The sequence below is a fragment of the Saccharophagus degradans 2-40 genome (genome assembly GCF_000013665.1).
Classification (GTDB): Bacteria; Pseudomonadota; Gammaproteobacteria; order Pseudomonadales; family Cellvibrionaceae; genus Saccharophagus; species Saccharophagus degradans.
The window spans coordinates 2,641,521-2,667,691 of the sequence record NC_007912.1 but is presented as its reverse complement, the minus strand read 5'-3'; the positions used below and the strand labels follow the sequence as shown (position 1 = coordinate 2,667,691).

The following is a 26,171-nucleotide window of genomic DNA, read 5'->3' as shown; positions in this document are numbered from 1 at the left end:
GAATAGAAGGGCTAGGTTATGAAAGTTGGTTTTGTTGGATGGCGTGGAATGGTTGGCTCCGTGTTAATGGGGCGTATGCTAGAAGAGAATGATTTTGCTGGTATTGAGCCAATATTTTTTACCACCTCTAATGTTGGTGGTGCTGCGCCAGACGTGGGTGTAGATGTGCCACCACTAAAAGATGCGCATGATATCAACGAGTTAAAAGCGCTGGACGCGATTATCTCTTGTCAGGGCGGCGACTACACCAAGAAAGTGTTTGGTGATTTGCGCGGTGCGGGCTGGGATGGCTACTGGATAGATGCGGCTTCTTCATTGCGCATGAAAGATGACGCTTTAATCATTTTAGACCCAGTAAACGACGGTGTGATTCGCGATGGATTGGCGCGTGGCGTTAAAAACTTTATTGGCGGTAACTGCACAGTAAGCTTGATGCTTATGGGCTTAGGTGGCTTGTTTAAAGAAGGCTTGGTTGATTGGGTAAGTGCAATGACATACCAAGCGGCCAGTGGTGCCGGTGCGCAAAATATGCGCGAACTAATCACGCAAATGGGTGAAATTAAGGCTGCAGTGGCCGACGACTTGGCTAACCCAGCGTCTGCTATTTTAGATATCGATCGCAAAGTTGCAGAAACAATGCGAACAGGTCTAACTACCGATAACTTTGGTGCGCCATTGGCGGGTAGCTTGTTGCCGTATATCGATACTCAACTTGAAAACTTCCAAAGTCGTGAAGAGTGGAAGGCCGAGGCGGAGACCAATAAAATATTAGGGCGCTCTGCTAACCCCATTGCGATAGATGGCATTTGTGTGCGTATTGGTGCAATGCGCTGTCACAGTCAGGCGTTGACTATCAAGTTGAACAAAGATGTGCCAATGGCGGACATCGAATCAATTATTGCCAATGCTAACGATTGGGTGAAGGTTGTACCGAACAATCGCGCAGAAACACTTAGCGATTTAACGCCAACCAAAGTAACTGGTACGCTTTCTGTGCCAGTAGGTCGTTTGCGTAAAATGTCTATGGGACCTCAATACCTTACGGCATTTACAGTGGGTGACCAGTTGCTGTGGGGCGCTGCAGAGCCATTGCGCAGAATGTTGAGAATCTTGCGCGAAGCGTAAGTTCTAGAGCAATTTAAGCGCAATTCAAATGAAGCCGGGTTAAGCCCGGCTTTTTTGTGCCCGTGTGATTTTGGTGTATGCACAAGCTGGGTTTTACTAAGGATTGGGGTGACATAAGTGTGAGATTGGTCTCATTAGCCCAAAAAAACAACAGGGTGCCGTTGCCAAAGCAATTAAATTCACCGTGAAAGACCCAACAGAGCAGTGAATTTAAAGCCAATAAGTTGAAAAAAAGCTATTTATAATGAATACTTACGACCAATACTGAAAGATTATTCGAGGTTTCAGCTGTATCTTTGTGGTATGGTTCATCGAATATTATTTGTAGCCTAAATGCGCTTCCATTTTTATTCAGCGAGCAATGTGTGAAGTGAGTACGTTTAGGTAAGTATTTAACGACTATTTTATAACTGAGAATTGCTCGGTTAGAGAGTAAACTTGCCGGCTTCTATTTGGTGTATTCACCGTTAGGGCAGCAGTTGTTGAATGTGTAAGAACCTCTGGTTCAGCTGTCAAAGAGACACAAGATAAAAAAGGATCATCCTATGGGTCATCGTTCACTGGCTATGCTCTTCGGCGCTGCGTCATTGTTAGCATCGCAAATGGCAAGTGCTCTAGGCTTGGGCGAGGTAAATCTCAAATCCTCCCTTAATCAGCCGTTAGATGCTGAAATCAAACTACTTCAGATACGCGATCTTACTAAGCAAGAGATCCTTATTGGGTTAGCGTCTCGCGATGATTTTGAACGCATAGGTGTAGATCGGCCATACTTCCTATCTGATTTATCCTTCGAGGTAGATATCAATAACGCCAGCGGCCCAATCGTTCGCGTTAAGTCTACCAAACCAGTGCGTGAACCCTTTCTAAACTTCATTATTCAGGCTCAGTGGCCAAGCGGTAAAGTGCTGCGAGAATACACTGTGCTATTAGATTTACCTGTTTTTGCAGATGCGCCAGCGCAGCCTGTTGCCGCCACGCAAACGCAGGGTGCACAGAGGTCCGCCGAAAAGAAGCCTGTAGCGCAAGCGCCTAAGAGTGATACGCGCTACAACCCACGTTCTTCTTTTGATGAGGGTCGTGCCTCTACTAATGCCTCCGCGCCATCACAGGCTCAATCATCAGCATACGCTGGTGTAGATGTAATTGGGCCAGTTAAGGCCAACCAAACCTTATGGGAAATTGCAGCTCAGGTGCGTCCAGACAGCAGTGTGTCTGTTCAGCAAACTATGTTGGCTATTCAGCGATTAAATCCCGATGCGTTTATAAATAACAATATTAACTTGTTAAAGCGCGGTCAAATTCTACGCGTACCTGATGCCTCACAAATTAAAGAATTCACACGCCAAGAGGCGGTGCGAAGCGTGGCACAGCAAAATGCCGCATGGTCTGGCAAGTCATCTGCTGGCGATGTGCAGTTGTCTGGTAGCAAAAGCTACACCTCTAGCAGCAGTAATAGCGACAAGGCTGAGGGTAGGCTTAAGCTTTATTCACCAGAAGACTCGAGTGATGCGGCATCTGGCCGTACCAGTGGTTCTGGCTCCAGCAGCACCGAGGCACTTGAGAGCGAGTTAGCTATAACCTTAGAGCAACTTGAAAAAACTGAGCGCGACAACCAAGAAATGCGCTCAAAAATCGAGTCGCTAGAAGAGCAGATCCAAACAATGGAGCGCTTGGTTGAGGTAAGTAATGCTGATTTACGTGCTCTTGAGTTGGCTGCAGAGAAAAATCTACAAGACAAAAAAGAAAGTGGCGAAGTTAACGAGTCTGTTACGCCGGCAGAAACTGAAGTTGCCGAGTCTGCTACCGAAACAACCGACATGGCTGAAAAGCCTGCAGATGTAGTAGCGCCACCTCCTGTAAAAGAAGTTCCAAAGCCCGAAGTGGTTGAGGCCGCTAACAAGCCAGACCCATCCAAAGTTGTACGAACCCAGCGCAAACCAGAGCCATCTATTGTTGATATGCTAATGGACAACATTCTTTTTGTTGCTCTTGGTGTAGTTGCAATACTCGGCGCAATTGTTCTTTTTGTGCGGTCACGTGGCAAGAAAGACGAATTTGAAGAGGATGACTTCCTAGAGCAGACCACATTTGAGGCGCCAGAGGCCAACGAAGAAGATTTGCTTTCTTTGGGTGATATAGATACTGGCGAGACGGAAAGTGAGTTTGAGCAGCTAGAAGAGGAAGCGCCGGAAGAAGAAGTAAGCGCAGAAGCTGAGACTGGTGATGCAGCTGCCGAAGCAGATATTTATATTGCTTATGGCAAGTACGATCAAGCAGAAGAAATGTTGGTAACGGCATTAGAAAAAGAGCCGCGCAACATTGAAGCTAGATTAAAGCTGCTTGAGGTATATGCCTCTCAGAATGATGTGCATAAGTTTGACCCCCATTTCGCTGTTATATATGCCGAAGGTGATGCTAGCTACGTTGAGCGCGGCCAGCAATTGCGCGCTGGTATTGCAGATGCTGGTGAATTCGATGCAGATTTGTATGTAACTGATGTGTTGGGTGAAACATTCTCTGGTTCGGAAGAGTCTGAGCCTTCGAATGACGATTTAGATTTTGAGTTAAGCCTAGATGGTGAAGAGACCAGTACAGAGGTAGAAGAAGCGACAACTTCTGAGGCTGATCTTGATTTTGATCTGGGCTCGATGGAAGAGCCTACTGAAGCGCAGCAAGAAGAATCGTTAGACTTCGATTTGGATCTTGGTGGCTTGGAATCAACTGATTCTGAAGATGGCGCTACAGAGTTCGAGCTAGACGTTTCTGACGTAGATGATTCTCTGAGTCTTGATTTGGATATAGACGATATAAATGAATCTAGTGGTGATGAGCTTGCTGATTTAGATGATTTGGATTTCGATCTAAGCTTGGATGATGTTGAAGGTGCTGCCGATAAACCAAGCGAAGATGATTTCTCGTTAGATTTCGATTTAGATGATGTTAGCGAAAGTGAAACACAAATCACGCCTGCAGTTTCCGATGCTGACGCCAAGGGCGAGGTGGATGACGGCGAATTTGATTTGAGTGAAGAGTTTTTAAGCTTGGATCAAGGGGGCGACGATACGGAAGCTTCTAGCGAAGATGAGCTAATTGCTGACAATTTAGAGGAAGACTTAGATTCCATCGATTTCGATCTTGGTATCGAAGACTTTAATGTTGAAAGCGTTGATAAGCCTGCAGAAGAGGCCGGTGGTGTTGAAGCTGGTTCGCTCGAAGATGATTTGGCTGCTTTAGATTTGGATTTGGAGTCTTTGGAGTTAGATTCTGGCGAAGAGCAAACCGAGCTGTCTATTGAAGCGGACGATTTTGATCTAGGTACTTTGGATGATGACGCTTCATTAGGCGCTGACTCTGAAGTCTCCAGTGAAGCAGACGATCTTAACGTTGATGATTTGAGCCTTGAGGGGCTGGATGAGTTAGACGATTTGGATTTGTCATTAGATGATGCTGCAGACACTACACTCGAAGATATTGATGACTCGTTGTCGTTAGAGGGTGATGACGGTGAATTTGATCTTTCGTTAGAAGACGGTTTGCAGCCGGCTAGTGAAGAAAGTGCTGAAGCGGATATCGAATTTGATTTAGGTGCAGATGGCTTAGATTTAGAAAACTTAGATGTAGATGAACCTGCAGTAGAGCAGGCGTCAGTTGACACTGAGCTGGATGTAGCAGACAGCGATGACCTCGGAGAGGTGGATGAGCTAGAGGGGGATCTTGATCTTTCTGCGCTCGACGACGAGCTTGATGCTTTAACCGGTGATTTAGACTTAGATGACCTAGAGGCAGACTTTTCGGAAGAAGCATTGGCTGCAGAGGTGGCAAGCGAAGATGCTGCAGAAGCGCAGCCTTCAACGCTAGAGATGGAAGAGCCAGTTACTGACTTTGGTGACTTGGATGGGCTTGATACCTTAGGGGATGATTTAGAACTGGAGTCTGAATTGGATGTGCCAGAGCTTGACGTACCTGAGTTAGGTTCTGGGTTGGAGCCAGAGCAAGCCACAGAAGAAATGGGTGATGACACCCTTTTTACAAAGGCTATTTCCGATATTCCAGATGAAGATCTAGATTTTGAAATTCCTGAAATCGACCCAGATTCTATGGATGATGACTCTGATCTTGGCTTCTTAAGTGATAGTGACGAGACGGCTACCAAGCTTGACTTGGCGCGCGCATACATCGATATGGGTGACGCTGAAGGTGCTCGCGATATTATCGAAGAGATCAAGAAAGAGGGGAACGATCAGCAGAAGGAAGAGGCTGATAAGCTTCTATCCCGTATATAGGGTTTAAACAAACCGTAAAAACCTTGCTTACTTTGGTGGGCAAGGTTTTTTTTTGACTAAAATTTGTGTCTAAACAGACTGTGATATTGGCGAATGACTGAATTTGTATACTCAAGAAACTGTGAGGTGTTTGACGGTACGCCAGTGCCAGAAGGGATGCGTCGCGTGGTGCTGCAAGTGGAATACGATGGCTCTCCCTATTGTGGTTTTCAGCGTCAGCTAACCGCGCCAAATACGGTTCAGGCAGAGTTGGAGAAGGCGCTGTCTAGTGTCGCAAATGAGCCTGTTACGATAGTGTGCGCTGGGCGAACGGATGCAGGGGTGCATGCTACATCGCAGATAGTTCACTTCGATACCTTGGCAGGCAGGCCTAGCAAGGCCTGGTTGCAGGGGGTAAACACGCATTTACCATTTAGTATACGCGTTATATCTGCTAAAGAAGTTGGGTTTGATTTTCATGCGCGTTTTAGTGCTTTATCGCGTACTTACCGTTATGTGATTCATGTTTCACAGGTGCGCTCTGCCCATTTGGTGAATGGCGTAACTTGGGTGAAGTTACCGCAGAAGCTAAGCGGTCTGGATGTACCTGCAATGCAGGAGGCGGCTAGCTTATTGTTGGGTGAGCACGATTTTACCTCATTTCGAACGGTGCACTGTCAGGCGGCTAGCCCTGTACGCACTATGGAGGTGGCCGATGTTGTGCAAATGGGTGAGTTTATTGTTGTTCAGGTAACGGCAAATGCCTTTTTACATCATATGGTTAGGAATATTGTAGGAGTGTTGCTGCGTGTTGGGCGAGGGGAGCTGAAGCCTTCGCGGGTAACTGAGTTGATTGAGCTGCGGGACCGGTCACAAGCTGCAGAGACTGCGCCGGCAGCGGGGCTATACTTCGTGAATGTTCAATATCCAGAAAGGTTTGCTATGCCTATGCACTGTCAAGGCCCTATTTTTCTGCCTTTATAGTGGGGCGGCACAAAAAGTGGCTTTGGCTTTGCTGCAGCCCCCCCTAATCTGATAGTATTCCGTCCCTTGAAATATCCTTAATTTGGCTTAGAAAAAGCGATAACTGCTCTGAGTTTCTACAAAAAGTAGGTCAAGAAGCCACCCGTTGCTTTCTTAAATTAGGTGTATAAGCAATAAATATGCGCGTGAAAATTTGTGGGATTACCAACGAAGCCGATGCGGCAATGGTTTCGCGTGCAGGTGCCGATGCGCTAGGGATGGTCTTTTACCCGCCAAGTCCGCGTCATGTTGCGGATTTTGGGCTGGCTCGAGCTATTGTGCAGGCGGTAAACCCTTTTATATCTATTGTTGCTTTGGTGGTTAACCCGGATAAAGCATGGCTTGAAGAGTTACTTTCCAGCGTGCCTGTTAACCTTATACAGTTTCACGGTGATGAGTCGCCAGAGTTTTGTGAGAGTTTTTATCGTCCATATGTAAAAGCTTTACGTATGAAAGAAGGCTTGGATATAAACAGCGAGTCTCAGCGTTACGCATCATCTGCCGGTATTTTGCTGGATACCTACAAAAAAGGGGTGCCAGGAGGGACAGGTGAATCATTTAACTGGGATCTAGTCCCAAAGCAGCGCACTAGGCCAATAATATTAGCCGGTGGGTTAGATGCTACCAATGTGGCTCAGGCCATAGCTGTAGCAAAGCCTGATGCTGTAGACGTTAGTGGCGGTGTTGAGGCCGGCCCAGGTAAAAAAAGCGTTGTTGAAGTCGAGCGATTTATAACCGCAGCAAAAACGTGCTGCAGTTAATATTGGTTATTTAAGGGCGGTAAAGAGCAGTCCGCTTAAAATTTTATATTTTTTTGCGATCATAATGTCGCTTAAAAAGATCCGAGGAGTAATTTAGTGAGCAGTAAGGTCGATTATAGTGCTGTACCTGATGTAAACGGGCACTTTGGCCCCTACGGTGGTCGATTTGTTTCCGAAACCTTGATGCATGCGTTGGATGAGCTTGAAGAAATATACACGCGTGTTAAAAACGACCCCAGCTTCCAAGACGAGTTTGATCAAGATTTAGCTCATTATGTTGGTCGACCATCGCCTTTATACTTCGCCAAGCGCTGGACAGACAAAGTGGGCGGTGCAAAGCTTTATTTAAAGCGCGAAGATTTGAACCACACCGGCGCTCACAAAGTAAACAATACTATTGGCCAAGCACTATTAGCCAAGTATACGGGTAAAACCCGTGTTATTGCTGAAACCGGCGCTGGCCAACACGGCGTTGCGACCGCCACTGTTGCTGCGCGCTTAGGTTTAGAGTGTGTGGTTTATATGGGTGCCGAAGATGTTCAGCGGCAAGCGTTGAATGTATACCGCATGAAATTACTCGGCGCTAAGGTTGTGCCGGTAACCTCTGGTTCGCGGACCTTAAAAGATGCCATGAACGAAGCCATGCGTGATTGGGTAACTAACGTCGATAATACTTTTTATATTATCGGTACTGTTGCTGGCCCTCATCCTTACCCGCAGTTAGTGCGTGATTTTCAGTGTGTAATTGGCCGCGAGGCTAGAAAGCAATGCTTAGAGCAAACAGGTAATTTGCCAGATGCCTTGGTAGCTTGTGTTGGCGGTGGCTCGAATGCGATTGGTTTATTCCACCCATTCTTAGAAGATGAAACTGTAAAAATGTACGGCGTAGAAGCTGGTGGTGATGGCGTAGAAACTGGTCGCCACGCTGCACCATTAAATGACGGTATTCCGGGTATCTTACACGGTAATCGCACCTACCTAATGGAAGATGAGAACGGGCAAATAATTGAAACCCATTCAATTTCTGCTGGTTTAGATTACCCTGGTGTTGGCCCAGAGCATTCATGGTTAAAAGACATAGGCCGCGTAGATTATGTGCCTATTAATGACGATGAAGCCATGGCGGCTTTTAGAAACTTAACTCTCGTTGAGGGTATTATGCCTGCGCTAGAGTCTAGTCATGCTATTGCCTACGCAGAAAAACTAGCCAAAACCATGAGCGAAGACAAAGTGATAATTGTTAATCTGTCTGGTCGTGGAGATAAAGACATTCTTACTGTCGCAAAAATGGATGGCATTAGCGTTTAAGTAAGTCGCGGTGAAAACCTTTTAGGGGTGATGCTTAGCTTTATATATGCGCATTACCCCATTACAGATTTTAAGTGGAATAGATCGTGAATCGTTTAAAGAAAACTTTGTCAGATTTGAAAGCTGCGCAAAAGAAGGCGTTGGTAACATATTTTGTAAATGGTGACCCACGGCCGAGCGTTAGTTTAAAGGCTATGCACGCACTTGTTGAAGGTGGTGCGGATATTATTGAGGTCGGTGTACCTTTTTCCGACCCTATGGCCGAAGGACCAGTGATTCAGCGCGGACACGAACGTGCGCTAGAGCACAATGTAAGCTTAAAAGGCACCTTGGCGCTTGTTAAAGAATTTCGCAAAGCCAACAGCGATACGCCCGTGGTGCTAATGGGCTACGCAAACCCTGTAGAGCGTATGGGCTATGAATTGTTTGCTGCGCAAGCTAAGGCCGCGGGTGTAGACGGCTTGCTAACAGTTGATTTGCCGCCAGAAGAAGCCGTTGAGTTAAATAAAGAGTTGGTTGCAAACGGCCTAGAAAGTATTTTCCTGTTGGCGCCAACAACTACCGAAGAAAGAATGAAAAAAGTCGTTGGTTTGGCCAGCGGCTTCTTGTACTACGTTTCATTAAAAGGTGTAACCGGAGCAGGGCACCTAGACGTAAATGCAGTAAAAGAGCGTGTTGAAAAAATTTCATCTTTAACTGACCTGCCTGTTCTTGTTGGGTTTGGTATTAAAGACCCTGAATCTGCAAAAAGCATTGGAGCGAATGCTGATGGCGTTGTAGTTGGTAGCGTGCTCGTAGACGCTATGGGCAATGCTGCTAGTGAAAGCGACGAGGTTATTTGCGAAAAAATTATTAATATTGTGGCGCCAATTAGAGCCGGCTTAGACTCATTGGCTTAATTGCAAACGAATTGATTTTTAGACGAGAAATATCATGAGTTGGTTGGATAAAATTGTACCAAGTGTTGTGCGCTCTGACGGACCGCGTAGTGCGAGTAAAGTACCCGAAGGGTTGTGGAAAAAGTGCCCTAAATGTGCAGCAGTATTGTATCGCCCAGAGCTAGAAAGCAATTTAGATGTGTGTCCAAAGTGCGATCACCATATGCGTATTGGCGCGCGTCGTCGTTTGGATATCTTTTTAGATAAAGACGATCGCGAAGAGCTTGCAACCGATGTGTTGCCGGTTGACCGTCTTAAATTTAAAGATGTAAAAAAATATAAAGAGCGTTTAACCACCGCGCAAAAAACTACCGGTGAAACCGATGCGCTAGTGGCAATGAAAGGGCAGCTTAAAGGCATGCCTATTGTTGCCAGTGCATTTGAATTTGCGTTTCACGGTGGCTCTATGGGCTATGCCGTAGGTGAGCGTTTCACGCGTGCGGCTCAAGTGGCGCTAGAAAACCGTATACCTTATGTTTGTTTTTCTGCTACTGGTGGCGCGCGCATGCAAGAAGCGCTTATATCGCTAATGCAGATGGCAAAAACCAGCGCAGTAATTGAGCGTCTTAAGCAAGAAGGTATACCGTTTATATCTGTAATGACAGACCCAGTATATGGTGGCGTATCAGCCAGCTTGGCTTTGTTAGGCGATATAAACGCAGCTGAGCCAGGTGCGCGAGCTGGTTTTGCTGGCCCTAATATTATTGAGCAAACTATTCGTCAGAAATTGCCAAAGGGTTTTCAACGCAGTGAATTCCTGTTGGAGCATGGCGCTATCGATATGATTATTCATCGTGCAGAAATGCGCGATCGTGTTGGCTCCTTACTTGCTAAATTTACTAATCAGGCGCCTCTCTAACCTTGCCAGTCTCTCCACGCTTTTCTACCCTAAATCAATGGCTCACTTGGATGGAAACACTCCATTCAAGTGAAATTGATTTGGGGTTGTCTCGTATATTATCCGTTGCTAAGTCTCTGGATATCTTTCACGCCTCCAGCGCAAAAGTAAAAAACGCAAATGGTTCTAGTCCTACGGTTATCACCGTAGCGGGCACAAATGGTAAAGGGTCGTTTGTTCGATCTTGTGAGGCTATGCTGGGCGCCAGCGGTATGCACTTCGGCAGTTTTACCTCGCCACATATTCTTGAGTATAACGAGCGTATTAGGGTGGATGGTGTAGATCTCTCTGATGGGTTGATTTGCGACGTGTTTGCCCAAATAGACGAAGCGCGCGGCAATACTTCTCTTACCTATTTTGAGTTTGGTGCATTAGCAGCGCTTTTGGCTTTTCACAAATCTAATTGTGACTATTGGGTTTTAGAAGTCGGCTTAGGTGGCCGCTTAGACGCCGTTAATATTGTGGATGCGGATTTTGCGGTGATAACCTCGGTTGGTCTCGATCACGAAGCTTGGCTTGGGAATACAGTAGAGGTGATCGGTCGTGAAAAAGCAGGCATATTGCGTGCAAATCAAACGGCGGTGTTAGCAAGTAAAGATTTGCCTGATTCTGTTTTCGACGTTGCGCAAACACTCGGTACCAAGTGCTTGGTGGGTGGTAAAGATTATACTTACGATAAAACTGACGGCGGCTTAAAGGTAAAACTAAATAATAACAAATTAGTCGAGCTTGCTGGCGTTAACTTGCCCATCCCAAGCGTTGCAGCCGCCGTTCAAGTTATGAGCCTTCTGGATATTTCAGTGCAGGCTTCAAAGGTGCGTGCTGCTGTTGCTGCTGTAAAACTTGCCGGCCGCTTTGAAGTGATTGCTGCCCAAGGTAATGTGCTAGTGTTGGACGTGGCACACAATGCTATGGCCATGGAGTTACTTGCTAAAAATATCGCCAAGTATGTAGGCGAGAATGAAGTTAGCAGCGTAACGTGCGTGTTGGGCATGATGGCCGATAAAAATATAGCAGCAAGCTTGGCGTCTTTGCTTCCTATTGTTTCAAGTTGGTGTGTATGTGACATACCCGATAATAAGCGAGCGGCCACAGCCGAATATTTGCGCGAGGTGTTAATTGGGTTGCAGCCAAACTTGACGCAAGTTGCGCAGCACCAAACAGTGGCTGCAGCGTTGAATGAATGCTTGGTTTTAAGTAAGGTGGGTGATAAACCAAACCTTGTGGTGGTGTGCGGCTCTTTTTTTACTGTTTGTAACGCTAAGCAATATTTAAATAAAGTATTAGGTGAATAGCAGTGGATGACGGTTTAAAGCAAAGAATAATTGGTGCGCTTGTTTTACTGGCAATTGCAATAATTTTTGTGCCTGTGTTTTTTGATCAAGAGCGTATAGTGCCGCTTGATCGTACAACTCAAGTACCTCTCGCGCCAGAAATTGAGCCTATCGAGATTGAAAAGCCCGTCGCACAAAATGTAGAAAAGTTTGAACCCGCTGTACCGCCAGAAACCATGTATATTCCAGATGAAGAGCGCGAGCAGCCCGATCACAAGGAAGAGCCAAAGGTGTCTGAAGTTGGGGTGCCAGAAGGCTGGGTGTTGCAAGTGGCGAGTTATAGGCATGAAACCCATGCAAAGGAAACACGCGATAAATTAATCGCAGAGGGGTTTTCTGCGTACACCAAAAATGTTGAAACAAGTAAGGGTGTTATGACGCGACTTTACGTAGGGCCCAAACTCGATAAGACTAGCTTGCTGGATGACAAGAAAAGTATAGATAAAAAATACGGCGTAGACACAATTTTACTTAGATATGAGCCTTAGTGTGTTTAGGGTTGTTATATTGTATCTGCTTTAATTTTTTCTATCTGCTTTTTAAGGTAGTTTACTCTGCTTGCGTGTTGCGAATCAGCCTCGGGTTCGCCAATGCGTAACAAGCTACTATCTAGCAAAGATAGCTCTGTTTGGTTAAGGGGTTGCGATTTTGCTTTGCTCACTAATGCTTGAATCAAGTTTAGGTTTAACCCAATGTGATTGGGTAGTTCTCTTAATACTGACGTAAATGCGTTTACCGCTTCGTGATATTGTTTTTTTTGGTAGTGGGTAATGCCTAGCTTGTTTAGCTTGGTGGCATACTCTATCCCTTCGCTAGTAAGTGGTTCACGCAACAACTTATCTATTTTTATTGCTTTGTCGTGGTTAGAGTTAATTGCTGCCACTGCTTGTAATAATTTCTCGCCTTCGTCGTATTTGCCTCGCTCAATAAGCGCCTGAGCGCAGCTTATGGAAAAGTCGATTGGTGAATTGTTTAATATGCTAGGCGTTACCGCGGCAAGCATGGCTATAGCTGCTTCGGTTGCCTGGTCTGCTGCTGTGGCGTTTTCAAGCATGTCGAACACCTCTGCCTCCACGAGCTTGCTGTGAATCTTGGCAATAGGGTGTCGGCTAAATTTTTTCTCAACTTGTTTTACCGCTTCTAGTGCTTCATCGGCATATTTCTTTGCAGTTTGCCCAGTTTCGTTTTTGCCCACATGTATGAGTGTATCTGCAAGGCTAATGTAGTCTGCGGGGGCTTCATGGCAGGAGTTTTTGCCATGGCGCAAGGCGGCTCTAAATGCGTGTAGCGCAGCTATGTTATCGCCAGCAGCTTTGCAAATTCTGCCGAGTTCTCGTTGCCGGTTTACTGATTGAGGTGAAAGAGATACAGCTTGCGCCATTGTATGTTGGGCTTGCTCTATTTGATTTTGGCTTTCCAACAATTCTGCTAGTAATTCGTGCGCGTCTACACATAAAGGTGACTCGGCAATTAGCTTGGTTAGGGCTGCCTTAGCTTTCGCTATTTCTTTGGTGCCGAATAGTGCTTTGGCGTAGCCCAATTGCACCCAAATAGGCGACTTCTCGTTATATAGCCCGCTATAAAGCTGTAGTGCCTGCGGGTACTCTTCAACTTCGCACAATAGTTCGCCCAACACTTTGCAAATATCGGTTTTATAGCGTGTTTCTTCCTGCATTAATTGCATGCAGGCTTCAATGGCTTTGCGCGGTTTGTTTTGGTCTAGGCATTCGTTTACTGGGGTTAATGTTTCTTTTCTTAGTAGGTCTTGATCGAGTCGAGCTCTAAGGCCTTGCCGTGTGATGGGTTTGCTTAGATAGTCGTCGGGCTGGTATTCGAGCGCGTGCAGAACATAGTGGCTGGCGTTTTCGGCCGTTATCATTATAAATAGCGAGGTGTTTCTTAGTAGACGGTGAAAACGAAGCTCTTCGAGCAGTTGTTGGCCATTTTTGCCGGAACCCAAGTTGTAGTCGGCGATGAGAATTTGGTAGTGGTTGCGCTCGCACAGGTCAATAGCTTCTTCTGCATTACCCGCTGTGTCTACATCGCTGCAGCCAAAGTCAGTTAGCATGCGTTTAAGGGAGGCGCGAATGTCTGGTACATCGTCCACAATTAGGCAGCGCTTCTGGGCGTAGGTGCGAATTATGTCTATTTGCTTCATGTTGCACGGTTCAAGTTTAAGGTAACTTTAAGTGTAGCCTATACCCATTGGTTATATAGAATCCCGAGCGAATTATTGCCACATTTTAAGTTTAGTTGTACGTATTACGAAAAAAACGCCACTAAGAGCGATAGGGTGTTTCGAAATTAGAGGCGCGTCTGTTAGAATTGCGGCTCATTTCTCTTCTAGGCAAATTACGCGCATGAATTGGGCAGACTGGGCCATTCTGGCAATCCTGTTAGTATCTAGCCTTATCAGTCTTAAGCGTGGTTTCGTTAAAGAAGCACTATCCATGTTGAACTGGGTAATTGCCTTCTTTATTGCTATGTCCTTTAAAGACCCTTTATCTAATATGTTGCAAGCGCAAATAGCTACCCCCTCAGTACGGGATATGGCCGCGTTTGCCATACTGTTTGCCGCTACGCTTATAGTTGGGGCAATGGTTAATTACTTAATCGGTGAGCTTGTAAGGCTTACTGGGTTGTCTGGCACAGACCGTTTGTTTGGTATGATATTTGGCGTTATTCGCGGTTTTGTTATTGTGATGGCGGTGCTTATATTTGTGCCCGGCCTGTTGCCAATAGATCAAGATCCTTGGTGGAGAGAGTCCGCTCTTATCCCTAAATTTTTAGAGCTAGAAGGTTGGTGTAGGCAGATTGTATCTGAGCTGTCTAAGCTGGTTTCTGGCGTGTTTTCCAGTGAAGTTTGAGGTTGTGCAAGTATGTGCGGAATAGTGGGTATAGTTGGTAAGAGCGATGTGAACGTAGCGCTGTACGACGCGTTAACGATGCTACAACATCGTGGCCAGGATGCCGCAGGAATTATGACTTGCCATAACGGCAAATTGGCTCAACAAAAGGCTGTTGGCTTAGTAAAAGACGTGTTTCGTACGCGTCATATGCAGCGCCTAGTGGGCAACATGGGTATTGGGCATGTGCGCTATCCAACGGCAGGCAGCTCTGGCCCAGCTTTGGCGCAGCCGTTTTACGTTAACTCACCATACGGAATTGCCTTGGCGCATAACGGTAACCTTACTAATACCGAGAAAGTTAGCGAAGACTTGTTTAAAGAAGATCTACGTCATGTAAACACAGAGTCCGATTCTGAAGTTTTACTTAACGTTTTTGCTCACGAATTGCAGCTTCAAGGTAAATTGCGACCTGCACCAGAAGATATCTTTAATGCCGTTGCCAGAGTGCATAAGCGCATTCGCGGTGGCTATGCGGTTGTATCTATGATTGCAAGCTACGGCGTCGTAGCTTTCCGCGACCCCCACGGTATTCGTCCGCTGGTATTCGGTGAGCGTATTACCGATAAAGGCACCGAGTATATGATCGCCTCAGAGAGTGTTTCGCTGGATGTGCTGGGCTTTCGCTTAATCCGCGATGTTGCACCGGGCGAGGCCATTTTTGTAACGGTTGATGGCGAACTGCATACACGTCAATGCGCCGAAAACCCCAGTTTGCGCCCGTGTATATTCGAACACGTGTACTTTGCTCGTCCAGATTCCATTATGGATGGCGTATCTGTATATAAGTCTCGCTTGCGTCAGGGTGAGAAACTAGCAGAGAAAATTTTGCGTGAAACGCCTAATCACGACATAGATGTGGTTATTCCTATCCCAGATAGCAGCCGTGTTGCTGGGCAAGCATTAGCTCAAAATTTAGGCGTTAAGTTCCGTGAAGGCTTGGTTAAAAACCGCTATATTGGTCGTACTTTTATTATGCCGGGCCAGCAGCAGCGTAAGAAATCAGTGCGTCAAAAGTTGAACGTAATTGATTTGGAGTTCCGCGGTAAAAATGTACTGTTAGTAGATGACTCCATAGTACGTGGCACCACTTGCCAGCAAATAATCCAAATGGCGCGTGATGCAGGTGCGGCCAAAGTGTATTTTGCTTCTGCGGCACCAGCTGTGAAGTACCCTAATGTTTATGGTATTGATATGCCAACCGCCGCAGAGCTTATTGCTCACGGTCGTACAGAAGAAGAAGTGTGCAAGGAGATTGGCGCCGACTGGCTAATTTACCAAGATTTAGAAGACTTAATCGCCGCTTCTAGCGAGGGTAGCCCAGACGTTACCCAGTTTGAATGTGCTGTATTTAATGGCAACTACGTAACTGGGGATGTAACCCCCGAGTATCTTAAAAAGTTGGAAGATCGCCGCAACGACTCATCAAAAATGCGGGATCAAAGCCAGTCTAACAATGCCATGGTGGGTATTCACAACGACGGTTAATCCCGTAAAGCTACCGCCGCTTAGCAATATGGCGGTAGCGCTAACAACTTCTAGGCGCTAATCCCTGTGGTGCCTAACTGTGGTTTACATGTTCAGAGAATATAAATGACAGATAATCAGGACGACAATTTAGCAGGCTTGGCGCTCGATACTCTAGCTATTCGTGCGGGTCACCATCGTACCCACGAGGGTGAGCACAGCGAACCTATTTTCACTACTTCTAGCTATGTATTCGAATCTGCAGCACAAGCTGCTGCGCGCTTTGGTGGTTCAGAGCCTGGCAATGTGTATTCGCGCTACACCAACCCAACCGTACGCTTATTCGAAGAGCGCATTGCCGCGCTAGAAGGTGCAGAAGACGGTATAGCAACCGCGTCGGGGATGGCCGCAATTTTAAGTACTTGCATGGCCCTGCTTGAAGCCGGCGATAAAGTTGTGTGTTCTCGCAGTGTTTTTGGTACCACAACGGTGCTGTTTACCAAATATATGCAGAAATTTGGTATAGAGGTTGTAATGGTGCCACTCACAAATCTAGATGCTTGGCGCGATGCCGTTTGCGAAAAAACCAAATTGCTATTCGTGGAAACGCCTTCAAACCCTTTGTGTGATGTGGCAGATATAGCTGCGTTGGCCGAAATAGCCCACAGTAAAGACGCTTTGCTGGTAGTCGATAACTGTTTTTGTTCGCCCGCGCTACAAAAGCCTTTGGCATTAGGCGCCGATTTGGTTGTGCATTCGGCAACTAAGTACCTAGACGGGCAGGGTAGATGCTTGGGGGGAGCGGTAGTTGGCCCTGCAGAGCCCATAGATTTAATTCGCGGCTTTATTCGCAGTTGTGGCCCCTCTATGAGCCCATTTAACGCGTGGGTTTTCGCGAAGGGTTTAGAAACATTGCGCTTGCGTATGGAGGCTCATTCTAAAAGCGCTTTGGAACTAGCGCTATGGTTGCAGGCTAATCCTGCCGTAGAGAAAGTGTTTTACGCGGGTTTGCCAGAGCACCCAGGGCATGCACTTGCCGCCAAGCAGCAAAGCGCATTTGGTGGCGTGTTGTCGTTTAGAGTAAAAGGTGGGCAAGCTGAGGCGTGGAAGGTTATAGATAGCACAAAATTCTTATCTATTACTGCCAATTTAGGCGATGCAAAAACCACTATTTGCCATCCTGCCACCACGACTCATGGCCGTTTATCGGATCAAGAAAAAGTAGAAGCGGGAATCACGCAAAACTTAATTCGTGTGGCTGTAGGCTTAGAGGATATCGACGATATCAAAGCCGATCTAGCGAGAGGTTTGGGCGCCTAGTAGGCCCAAACCGCTATAATAACGATATTCGATCATCTTATGTTTGCTTATAAACGCTTTGCTATTGTTGCAATAGCGCTAGCAACTGTCCTAGTTAGCTGTTGGTTGTTACTAAGCTATCGTCTGCCAGGTAATACTCATTTCTGGCAGTCCCTCCAAAATGCGGGTCACGCAATACTATTTTTTGCCATTGCTTTTGTATTTAGCGCACTGCTGGCTGCGACGCGTTACAAAAATAAACCCTTTCACATAGCTTTTGTTGTATTGGTGGTAAGCCTCGTGTTTGGCGGGGTTGTAGAGCTAATACAGGGGTTTATTGGCAGGGAGCCCAGCTGGAGTGATATGGGGCTCGATGCACAGGGTGCAATTGCCGGCATCTGCGTTTATCTCGCGTTGTTTACTCGCAGGGTTTCGCGCGTTGTGGCTACAGTGCTGGCTGCAGCGTTATTGTTTAACAGTTTATCGTTACCTATTCGATGGCTAATTGCAGAGCATCAGCGGGGGCAGTGTTTCCCGGTAATTGCCGACTTTGAAAATAGATGGCTCAGCATGTTTGTGGATGGGCGATCCAAGGCAAAAGCCAAGATTATCCCAACGCCAACCATTTGGGCGAATAATAAATCGGGTAGGGTGCTAAGCGTTGAATTTGGCCGTGGTCGCTGGCCTAGTGTGGTATTTTACGAGCTAGAACCAGACTGGACTGCATACAATAATTTTGTTTTCGAGGCCTACAACCCTCAGGCAACACCTGTAACTTTATCGCTACGCATTACCGATAAATCATACAGCCGTAAATACTCCGACCGCTTTAATGCACAATTAGAATTGGTGCCCGGCTATAACGAAATTAAAATTCCACTAGCGCGCATATCTCAGCTGAAGTCGGGCCGTGTGATGGACCTAAGCCAAGTAGACGAGTTAATAGTGTTTACTGGTAAGCAAACTCCACCTGTAACCCTGTATTTAGACCACTTTAGGCTAGAATAAAGGTTTAGCTAGTTTATTACTCTTTTCTGGAAAACCTTGATATTTTGCTATGAATAAACAAATTGAAGATTTAATAGATGCCATAGGGCAGGTGTTGTTAGGTAAAAATCATCAAGTGAAGCTTGCATTGGCATGCTTGTTTGCGAGAGGGCACCTATTAATTGAAGATTTACCCGGTATGGGTAAAACAACCTTGGCCCAGTGCTTAGCCAAGGTACTTGGCCTACATTATGAGCGCATTCAATTTACCAGCGACTTACTGCCAGCAGATATTCTAGGCGTATCCATATTCGACCAAAATACCAGTGAGTTTCGTTTTCATAAGGGGCCGATTTTTTCGCAGGTACTGCTTGCGGATGAAATAAACAGGTCCACACCCAAGTCGCAAAGTGCCTTGCTAGAAGCCATGGAAGAAAAGCAGGTTACTATCGAAGGTAGTACTAGACAGTTACCCAAGCCGTTCTTTGTTATTGCTACTCAAAACCCTTTGTCGCAAGCGGGTACCTATCCCTTGCCTGAATCCCAGTTAGATCGGTTTTTGTTGCGCATTAGCTTAGGGTATCCATCCCGTGCAGCTGAAAAAATGCTATTTAAAGGGGTAGACCCACGCCAACGGCTCGCTGACATGCAGCCTATTATTACCCTTCCACAATTAGATGCCATTCAAACACACATAGATACTATTCAAGCAACAGATAGCGTGCTGGATTACCTACAACGGTTGGTGGATTTTACCCGCTACGATAGCAGTTTTAGTTACGGCATCTCCCCGCGTGGTGCTTTGGCAATGCTGAAGTCGGCAAAAGCTTGGGCTTTTATACACAATCGTGACCATGTTGTGCCTGAAGATATACAAGCCGTATTAGAGCCTGTTGTTGGGCATCGCATAAGAGGCACGGGAGCGGGCGCTAGTGGGGCGGGGTCGCTAAGTGATTACCTTGTTAAAAATGTGGATGTTGTTAATTCATAAACTACTTGGTAAAAAATATGAGCAGAATGCGAGCAGCCCAGCAGGAAGACGCGAGCAAAACAAATGCTTATGTATTTATTCCTCAAGCTTTACGTGATGCTTTTCGAAGTAGAATAAATAGCTGGTTAGATTCCATGGCTCCGTCCGCCACCACGCATAAATTAACTCGTAAAAATGTTTATATCTTTCCTAGCTTGCGCGGCTTTGGCTATTTAATAGTAACCATGGTGTTGTGGCTTATTGGTACCAACTACCAAAATAACTTGGTGTTGGCGGCTTCGTTTTTCATGGCAGCGTTATTCGTAGTGGCTATTTTGCACACCTATCTAAACCTTAAAGACTTAGAGGTAACAGTTAAGGGGGCTGCCCCTGTGTTCGCAGGGGATAGCGCTCATTTTTTAGTTAAGCTGAAAAATACAACAACTCGACAATTCGAAAATATAGAATTGTATTGGCAATATAATCCGCAAGGCGAGGCAGCTATTAATATTCCAGCGCAAGAGAGCGCGGTTGCTGAAGTTGCGTTCCCAGCACCTAAGCGAGGTTGGTTAACGCCGGGGCGGCTGTGCATTCAAACAACTTACCCTCTAGGAATGTTACGTTGCTGGACATGGCTTAATTTCGATTGTAAAGCGCTTGTGTATCCCCAACCTATTGAAATACCCCCGCCAAACTCCAGCGAGATAGAAGGCGACAAAGAAGCTGAGCACCCAATAAGAGGCGGCGAAGATTTTAGCGGTTTAGACCGCTACCGCCCTGGTGATGCGCTGCGCAATATCGCATGGAAGGCCTCTGCACGCGGCAAAGGCCTATTCGTAAAAGAGTACAGTCAAAACGAATCATGTGAAATTTGGCTGGACTACTTCTCGGCATTAGCCATGGATATGGAGGCTAAGTTATCTGGCTTGTGCTATTGGGCAATAGAATACGATAAATTAAATGAAAACTACGGCCTGCACTTACCCAGCGTTAAAATAGAGCCAGCATCGGGCGACGCGCATACGCAAAGAGTATTAACTGCATTGGCAGAATTTGATGCGCATTACAATACCGCGGCTAGGGGCTAAATATTGTGACTAGCCAAATAGCCATTGTTAAAAACCAAATATCTCGCGACGCATTAGCGTGGTGCTTGGCAGCACAAAGTATTTGTATTCTACCTTTGTTTTTCTATTTTCCATTTTGGGTGCCGATTTTGTGGTTGGTTGCCGCAGCGTGGCGAGTGCAAATTTACCGCGGCCACTGGGGTTACCCACCTTCTTTTGTGAAACTTCTTTTAGGGCTTAGTTGTATTGCTGGGCTTTGGGTTACTTATCGAGGTGGGTTTGGGGTAGAGCCGGTTGTTGCATTTTTAGTGTGCGCATTTGTTTTAAAACTATTAGAAGCGCGCACTAAAAAAGATGTGGTTATCGTTTTATACGTTTGTTTTGTGGCTGTAGCTGCCCAGTTACTTTTTAATCAAACTATTATTGCCGCTTTCTATGCCATTATTTCGTTAGTTGTAATAATTGCAGCATTTACTGCAGTGTTTAGCCTTGTGGCAAACCGTATTAAACACAGGCTTTTTTATGCCAGCAAATTAACCTTGCAGGCGCTACCTTTAGCCGTTGTGTTATTTCTTGTGTTGCCAAGGTTGGGGCAGTTATGGGCGGTGCCATTAAATAATGCTAGTGGCACAACTGGGTTCAGTGACTCGATGGCCCCTGGTGATATTAGCAATTTGATTCGCTCAAGCGCGGTCGCTTTTCGTGCTTCGTTTACTAGTAGTAACGAAGATGTTGCCGAACCTGTTATACCCAAACAGCAAGATTTATATTGGCGCGGTTTAGTGCTGGAAGATTACGACGGTCGCCGTTGGAAGCGAAACCGGTATCAGCAGGCTGCAGATTTCGCAAGATCCTCAAACAAAGAGGTAACGAGTGAGGTTGTAACCGCAGGCGAATATGTAGAATATTCTATTTTAATGGAACCCCACCAGCAGCGTTGGTTGTTTACCCTTATGGCTCCAGAGGTGCTATTAAATAGCACGGTAAGTATAGGTTTTAAACCTCAGGCATTGCTTTCCGCTAATCTACCAGTAACTCAGCGTATTCAATACCAAATCCGATCCGCTCAAAAATATAGTTTTCAAACAGAAGGCTTAAGGCGGGATGAGCTTAAACGATCTCTTCAGGTGCCGGATGAGCTAAACCCTCGAACTAAAGAATTGGTTGAAAGTTGGTTGGCAAGTGGGTTAACTCAGCAACAAATTATAGAAAAAGCCCTGGATTTATATAGAGAAAGTTTTTACTACACGTTAAACCCACCGCCATTAGGCAGTGATGCGATTGATGAGTTTTTGTTTATAACGCGCCGTGGTTTTTGTGAGCATTTTAGTAGTAGCTTTACCTATATGATGCGCTTGGCCAATATTCCCGCGCGCGTAGTGGTTGGTTATCAGGGGGGCGAGCAAAATAGCATAGAAAACTATTTACTTGTGCGGCAATCAGATGCGCACGCGTGGGCTGAGGTTTGGTTAGAAGGGAAAGGCTGGCAGCGAATTGACCCCACCCATGTGGTCGCTCCAAATCGTATAGAGCAAGGCCTTTTTAATTCTGTAGAAGAAAGTGAGGCCGCGCAACTTGAGGGCCGCTTTGTTAAGCAGTTTGCGCTATTGAATAGACTGCAAATGCGATGGGATTCTATAAATTACTTATGGCATTCTCAGGTTTTGGCCTACGACAGCAATGCTCAAAAAAGTTTGTTTAAGCGCTTATTGGGTGGCACGGAATATTGGCGTATAGCCCTAGCACTATTTGGCAGTGTGGCAGTGTTGTTATGTATGTATTTTATTGCTCCCATGCTGCAAAAGGGGGCTAGTCAGCCTGCGGAAGTGAAGCTGTTCAATATCTTTGAAAAAAAGCTTTGTAAATTGGGGTATACACGTTTAAAAGGTGAGACTGCGGCGCAATTTGTTGAGCGCATTGCAAAGGCTAACCCCGAGTTGGCCGATCCATTGCTCAAAGTGCGGGATTCATTTTATGCTGCGGCCTATCAAAGCTCGGCAGAAAATATCGCTGTTGGAGTGAAGCGGCTTGCAGCAGTGCTGAAGGTATTTCCCTACAGTAAGGTGAGCCCGCCATAATTATTAGGTGAATGCATTAGGAGGCGTTTGTGGTATTACGAAACAGAAAAAAGTTTGTTCTGTATGTTTCGGCCCTGCTTATTATTACCGGTGTGAGCGGTGCCGTTCACTCGCAAGGCGCGATAGTAAAGTGGGTGGATGAAAACGGTAAGGTTCACTACGGGGATAGACCACCTAAAGATAAGAATATTCAGGTTGAAACGATTCAGCGTGATGCTTTGGAATTACAAGAAGAAGCCGAAGCCGCGGCAGCCGCAGAAGTCGAGGCAGAGCAAGTTGAAGAACCCGAGTGGGATTCTGAAGCAGAAATAGCGCGTATTAAGCGTGAAGCAGGGATATCACAAGGCGGGAGTGGTGACTCAATCGAAACTCGAGATCAGTGTTTTGCCGCTTATCCTGCCCCGCCTTTGAAGCGCACCGCGCGAGGGTTGAGGCAAGCAGACTCGGCTGCTAGCGGTAGTGAGTTAGATGAATGCTTAAATAATGTATGCAACTATTACGATGATTGTGGTTAAAGTCTTTCTAAATTAGCGTGGCCCAATATGGGGTGTGCATGTTTGGCATCCTATGGTATCTTTCTTTGATTGGTTGCAATGCTCTGTAGCTGTGCGCATTACTGCATATGGTGCAAGCAAATAGTCCAAACTGGTGCAAATATTCGTTCAATCGCCAACAGAGCAGATGGACGCAATATATTTAAAAAATACAATAATATCTCGTCAAAAGAGGTCCCATTGATGAAACCCCTTCTTCGCACGTTGCCATTGGCAGCACTGCTATTGCCAAGTATTGCCTTAGCAGATGACTTAAATGGTGCAAACACCGCATGGATACTTACCGCTACTGCTTTAGTACTCTTTATGACGTTGCCCGGCCTGTCGCTTTTTTACGGCGGTTTGGTGCGCACAAAAAATGTACTAAGTGTGCTTATGCAATGCTTCGCCATTGCGTGTATCGCATCGTTAATTTGGTTTGCATTCGGCTATAGCCTCGCTTTCTCTGAAGGCAATATGATTATTGGAGACCTAAGCAAAGCCTTTTTTAATGGCATGGGTAAAAATTCAATGTCTGGCGATATACCCGAGCCACTCTTTGCTATGTTTCAAATGACCTTTGTGATTATCACCCCTGCGTTAATTGTGGGTGCATTTGCAGAGCGTATGAAGTTCTCTTCGGTGCTCATTTCTACCGTTTTATGGATACCTCTTGTTTACGCACCTGTTTGTCATTGGGTGTGGGGCGGCGGTTGGTTAGCTAGCCAGTTTGGTGTACTCGACTTTGCCGGCGGTACTGTTGTGCATATTACTGCGGGTGTAGCTGCACTGGTAACTGCACTTATGATTGGCAATCGTAATGGTTTTCCACATACGCCGATGCCCCCGCATAACATGACAATGACCGTAACAGGCGCGGGTATGTTGTGGGTAGGCTGGTTCGGTTTTAACGCTGGTAGTGCGCTAAGCGCGGGTGGCGATGCCGCCATGGCAATGCTGGTTACGCACATATCTGCTGCTGCCGGTTCGTTAGCATGGATGACCATCGAATGGCTCAAGTTTGGTAAGCCAAGCGTGTTGGGTATTGTTACCGGTATGGTTGCAGGTTTAGGTACTATTACACCTGCGTCTGGGTTTGTTGGCCCTGGTGGTGCGTTAGTCATTGGTATAACCGCTGGTGTAGTGTGTTTTTATGCCACCCAGTTAATCAAACGCAAACTAGTTATTGATGACTCTCTTGACGTTTTCCCAGTGCACGGCGTTGGCGGTATTTTGGGTACTATGCTTGCCGGTGTATTTGCCTCTACAAGTATTGGTGCTTTCTCTGGCCACGGTTTCGCAGATGGAATAGAAACAATGGGTGCGCAGGTTTGGTCTCAGTTTGTGGGTGTCATTACTACTATTGTGTTCACAGCGGTTATGACCTACATCATCATTAAAGTTACCGGTTGGATTACAGGCGGTATACGTGTCGACAAAGATGAAGAGACCCAAGGGTTAGACTTAGTATTACACGACGAAGCAGGTTATAAACTTTAATCTACTTTGTTCTCGCTTTAGTCGCTACAAGTAACTAGCTATCAAAAAGCCCTCCACGCGAGGGCTTTTTTCTGCCTGACAAATAAAGGTAACCCAAAGTTTTTTTTGACGCGAAAGTTTGCATAGTGTATTTAGATGCTTACGAATCTAATAATAACGCAAGGGATACAAAGGGAACGAACATATGGCCTTATACGACGTATATATCATTAACGTATTGGACTCAGAGGAGCAGGTAGCAAAGGCGGCCGCGCTATTAGCAGCGAAATTTAGGCTTACACCGGAGCAGGCTCAAAACCTGCAAAATAAGAAACGAGCAATAATTAAAAGGGCGGTAGACGAAGCTACGGCAAAAAAACTAGAAGCGGCTATTGTTGATTGTGGCTTACAAGCAGAACTTGTAGACGATTCTATTGTGGTGGAATTAGAGCTAGCGGACAATCTACCCCAAGCGAATGGTGAATCAAAACACGCGAGTAGCGATTCAGCAGGTAAGCACGACACCGCCGATAATATCTATCAAGCACCGGCTGCCCCAGTAGGTAAACAAGTTTTCTGTCGCCAATGCGGTAGCCAAATGCCGGTTGAGCAGCGAGTCTGCATAAATTGTGGGGCGACAATGGCAACTGGTACTGGGCGGAGCAAAGTTGTTGCAGGCTTTCTGGCGTTTTTCCTCGGTGGATTTGGTGTGCACCGTTTTTATCTGGGGCAGTGGTGGGGTATTTTTTATATACCATTCTATTTTATTTTCTTCTTATCGAGCTTTATTTCGCTGGTGGAAGCGATTTATTTCTGGGCCTGCTCGAAGGAGCGCTGGGATGAAAAGTATGGTGATAAACCAGCGAGTTCCGGTTTGGTTATTGCGCTTATTGCCATAATCCCCATTATTGCGGTTGTAGGTATTTTAGCTGCGATTGCTTTACCTGCTTATCAAGATTACACAATTCGAGCAAAAGTAGCTGGTAGTTTGGCGGAAGCTCGCGCGTGGCAAGTGGCTGTCGAAGAGACTGCCGTTTCATCTAATTTTGTTCCAAATAGCAACTTAGATGCAGGAATAAACCTAAAGGCGACTAGTCCGCACTTAAATAGCATTAAAGTAGTTGAGGGCGGTGAAATTGAGCTTTTATTTAACCCGTTTACAGCAAACCAAGAGTCTCATTCAATTACGCTAACGCCCCAGTTTAATACGCGAAACGGTAAAATCTTTTCCGCTAGCTGGGATTGTAGGGGAGGATCGCTGCCTAATATGTATCGTCCTGTGGCATGCCGTAAGAATTAGTCGAAGCTAAGGCAAACTAAGGCAAAACAACCTCTCTTGATTTAGCTGGCGACCGTTGTTAGTGCGCCAGCTAATACTCACCCTCCCAAATTCTCTGCTTACCGCTTAGATTAGCTTAGTTATAGCCGGTTACCTTTTTAATAGGTTTTACCTATTATGAGTATTTCTTTAATTAAATTTTATTTGAAAGTGATTCTCATTATTCTGTAGGAAATCAAACAGAAAAGAGGGTTTCGCCATGAAGAAAACATGTTCCTACACCGCAATGCACTTCACTATCGCGTTTGGCGTTGCTTGGATGCTTACTGGTGACTTTGTAGTAGGGGGCTTAGTAGCAATTGTAGAGCCAGCGGTAAACAGTGTTGCCTACTTCTTTCACGAGCGCGCTTGGGCGCGAATTGCAGCTCGTCCAAGCGTAGTTGCGTAGGTGATTATT

At 46.0% G+C, this 26,171-nt stretch carries 21 protein-coding genes; 20 read left to right on the top strand and 1 reads right to left on the bottom strand.

The window, feature by feature from the left end; genetic code table 11:
- Nucleotides 1–18: 18 nt before the first annotated feature.
- The 9 genes from asd to SDE_RS10895 all read left to right on the top strand — a co-directional run bounded on the left by asd (nucleotide 19) and on the right by SDE_RS10895 (nucleotide 12,137).
- Nucleotides 19–1,125, top strand: a complete 1,107-nt coding sequence (asd, locus tag SDE_RS10935) for an aspartate-semialdehyde dehydrogenase (RefSeq protein WP_011468561.1) — start codon at nucleotides 19–21, stop codon at nucleotides 1,123–1,125.
- Nucleotides 1,126–1,670: 545 nt separating this feature from the next.
- The gene (locus tag SDE_RS10930; RefSeq protein ID WP_011468560.1) at nucleotides 1,671–5,408 is read left to right on the top strand and encodes a FimV/HubP family polar landmark protein; all 3,738 of its coding nucleotides are present in this window, start codon (nucleotides 1,671–1,673) and stop codon (nucleotides 5,406–5,408) included.
- Between the two features lie 93 nt (nucleotides 5,409–5,501).
- Nucleotides 5,502–6,371: a tRNA pseudouridine(38-40) synthase TruA gene (gene truA, locus SDE_RS10925; protein ID WP_011468559.1), complete on the top strand. Its 870-nt coding sequence runs from the start codon at nucleotides 5,502–5,504 to the stop codon at nucleotides 6,369–6,371.
- 179 nt (nucleotides 6,372–6,550) lie between these two features.
- Complete coding sequence (locus tag SDE_RS10920) at nucleotides 6,551–7,171, top strand: phosphoribosylanthranilate isomerase (protein WP_011468558.1); 621 nt, start codon at nucleotides 6,551–6,553, stop codon at nucleotides 7,169–7,171.
- A 96-nt stretch (nucleotides 7,172–7,267) separates the two neighbouring features.
- Nucleotides 7,268–8,479, top strand: coding sequence for a tryptophan synthase subunit beta (trpB, locus tag SDE_RS10915; RefSeq protein ID WP_011468557.1), 1,212 nt, complete (start codon nucleotides 7,268–7,270; stop codon nucleotides 8,477–8,479).
- An 86-nt stretch (nucleotides 8,480–8,565) separates the two neighbouring features.
- Nucleotides 8,566–9,378 carry a tryptophan synthase subunit alpha gene (gene trpA, locus SDE_RS10910; protein ID WP_011468556.1) on the top strand — a complete coding sequence of 271 codons (813 nt, stop codon included), beginning with the start codon at nucleotides 8,566–8,568 and terminating at the stop codon, nucleotides 9,376–9,378.
- 34 nt (nucleotides 9,379–9,412) lie between these two features.
- Complete coding sequence (accD, locus tag SDE_RS10905) at nucleotides 9,413–10,276, top strand: acetyl-CoA carboxylase, carboxyltransferase subunit beta (RefSeq protein ID WP_011468555.1); 864 nt, start codon at nucleotides 9,413–9,415, stop codon at nucleotides 10,274–10,276.
- Between the two features lie 2 nt (nucleotides 10,277–10,278).
- Nucleotides 10,279–11,610 (top strand): bifunctional tetrahydrofolate synthase/dihydrofolate synthase, encoded by a 1,332-nt coding sequence (folC, locus tag SDE_RS10900; protein ID WP_041324600.1) that lies wholly within the window; start codon nucleotides 10,279–10,281, stop codon nucleotides 11,608–11,610.
- A 2-nt stretch (nucleotides 11,611–11,612) separates the two neighbouring features.
- Entirely contained in the window at nucleotides 11,613–12,137 is a 525-nt protein-coding gene (locus SDE_RS10895; RefSeq protein WP_011468553.1) for an SPOR domain-containing protein, read from the top strand.
- A gap of 14 nt (nucleotides 12,138–12,151) precedes the next feature.
- On the opposite strand, the gene SDE_RS10890 is transcribed toward SDE_RS10895, so the two are convergent.
- Complete coding sequence (locus tag SDE_RS10890; RefSeq protein ID WP_011468552.1) at nucleotides 12,152–13,807, bottom strand: response regulator; 1,656 nt, start codon at nucleotides 13,805–13,807, stop codon at nucleotides 12,152–12,154.
- Between the two features lie 202 nt (nucleotides 13,808–14,009).
- On the opposite strand from SDE_RS10890, the gene SDE_RS10885 reads away from it, so the two are divergent.
- From SDE_RS10885 to SDE_RS10830, 11 genes are all read left to right on the top strand, one after another.
- Nucleotides 14,010–14,516 carry a CvpA family protein gene (locus tag SDE_RS10885; RefSeq protein WP_011468551.1) on the top strand — a complete coding sequence of 169 codons (507 nt, stop codon included), beginning with the start codon at nucleotides 14,010–14,012 and terminating at the stop codon, nucleotides 14,514–14,516.
- Nucleotides 14,517–14,528: 12 nt separating this feature from the next.
- Nucleotides 14,529–16,043 carry an amidophosphoribosyltransferase gene (purF, locus tag SDE_RS10880; protein WP_011468550.1) on the top strand — a complete coding sequence of 505 codons (1,515 nt, stop codon included), beginning with the start codon at nucleotides 14,529–14,531 and terminating at the stop codon, nucleotides 16,041–16,043.
- Between the two features lie 105 nt (nucleotides 16,044–16,148).
- Nucleotides 16,149–17,342 carry an O-succinylhomoserine sulfhydrylase gene (locus SDE_RS10875; protein WP_011468549.1) on the top strand — a complete coding sequence of 398 codons (1,194 nt, stop codon included), beginning with the start codon at nucleotides 16,149–16,151 and terminating at the stop codon, nucleotides 17,340–17,342.
- A gap of 39 nt (nucleotides 17,343–17,381) precedes the next feature.
- Nucleotides 17,382–18,329, top strand: a complete 948-nt coding sequence (locus SDE_RS21315; protein WP_011468548.1) for a VanZ family protein — start codon at nucleotides 17,382–17,384, stop codon at nucleotides 18,327–18,329.
- Between the two features lie 49 nt (nucleotides 18,330–18,378).
- On the top strand, nucleotides 18,379–19,299 hold the full coding sequence (locus tag SDE_RS10860; protein WP_011468547.1) for an AAA family ATPase: 921 nt from the start codon (nucleotides 18,379–18,381) through the stop codon (nucleotides 19,297–19,299).
- Nucleotides 19,300–19,316: 17 nt separating this feature from the next.
- Nucleotides 19,317–20,366 (top strand): DUF58 domain-containing protein, encoded by a 1,050-nt coding sequence (locus SDE_RS10855; protein WP_011468546.1) that lies wholly within the window; start codon nucleotides 19,317–19,319, stop codon nucleotides 20,364–20,366.
- Between the two features lie 5 nt (nucleotides 20,367–20,371).
- Nucleotides 20,372–22,423 (top strand): transglutaminase TgpA family protein, encoded by a 2,052-nt coding sequence (locus SDE_RS10850; RefSeq protein ID WP_011468545.1) that lies wholly within the window; start codon nucleotides 20,372–20,374, stop codon nucleotides 22,421–22,423.
- 29 nt (nucleotides 22,424–22,452) lie between these two features.
- A complete protein-coding gene (locus SDE_RS10845) occupies nucleotides 22,453–22,938 on the top strand; it encodes a DUF4124 domain-containing protein (protein ID WP_011468544.1) in 486 nt (161 codons plus the stop codon).
- A gap of 222 nt (nucleotides 22,939–23,160) precedes the next feature.
- The gene (locus SDE_RS10840) at nucleotides 23,161–24,456 is read left to right on the top strand and encodes an ammonium transporter (RefSeq protein WP_011468543.1); all 1,296 of its coding nucleotides are present in this window, start codon (nucleotides 23,161–23,163) and stop codon (nucleotides 24,454–24,456) included.
- A 184-nt stretch (nucleotides 24,457–24,640) separates the two neighbouring features.
- Complete coding sequence (locus SDE_RS21310) at nucleotides 24,641–25,735, top strand: NINE protein (RefSeq protein ID WP_011468542.1); 1,095 nt, start codon at nucleotides 24,641–24,643, stop codon at nucleotides 25,733–25,735.
- 238 nt (nucleotides 25,736–25,973) lie between these two features.
- The gene (locus SDE_RS10830) at nucleotides 25,974–26,162 is read left to right on the top strand and encodes a DUF2061 domain-containing protein (RefSeq protein WP_011468541.1); all 189 of its coding nucleotides are present in this window, start codon (nucleotides 25,974–25,976) and stop codon (nucleotides 26,160–26,162) included.
- Nucleotides 26,163–26,171 lie beyond the last annotated feature (9 nt).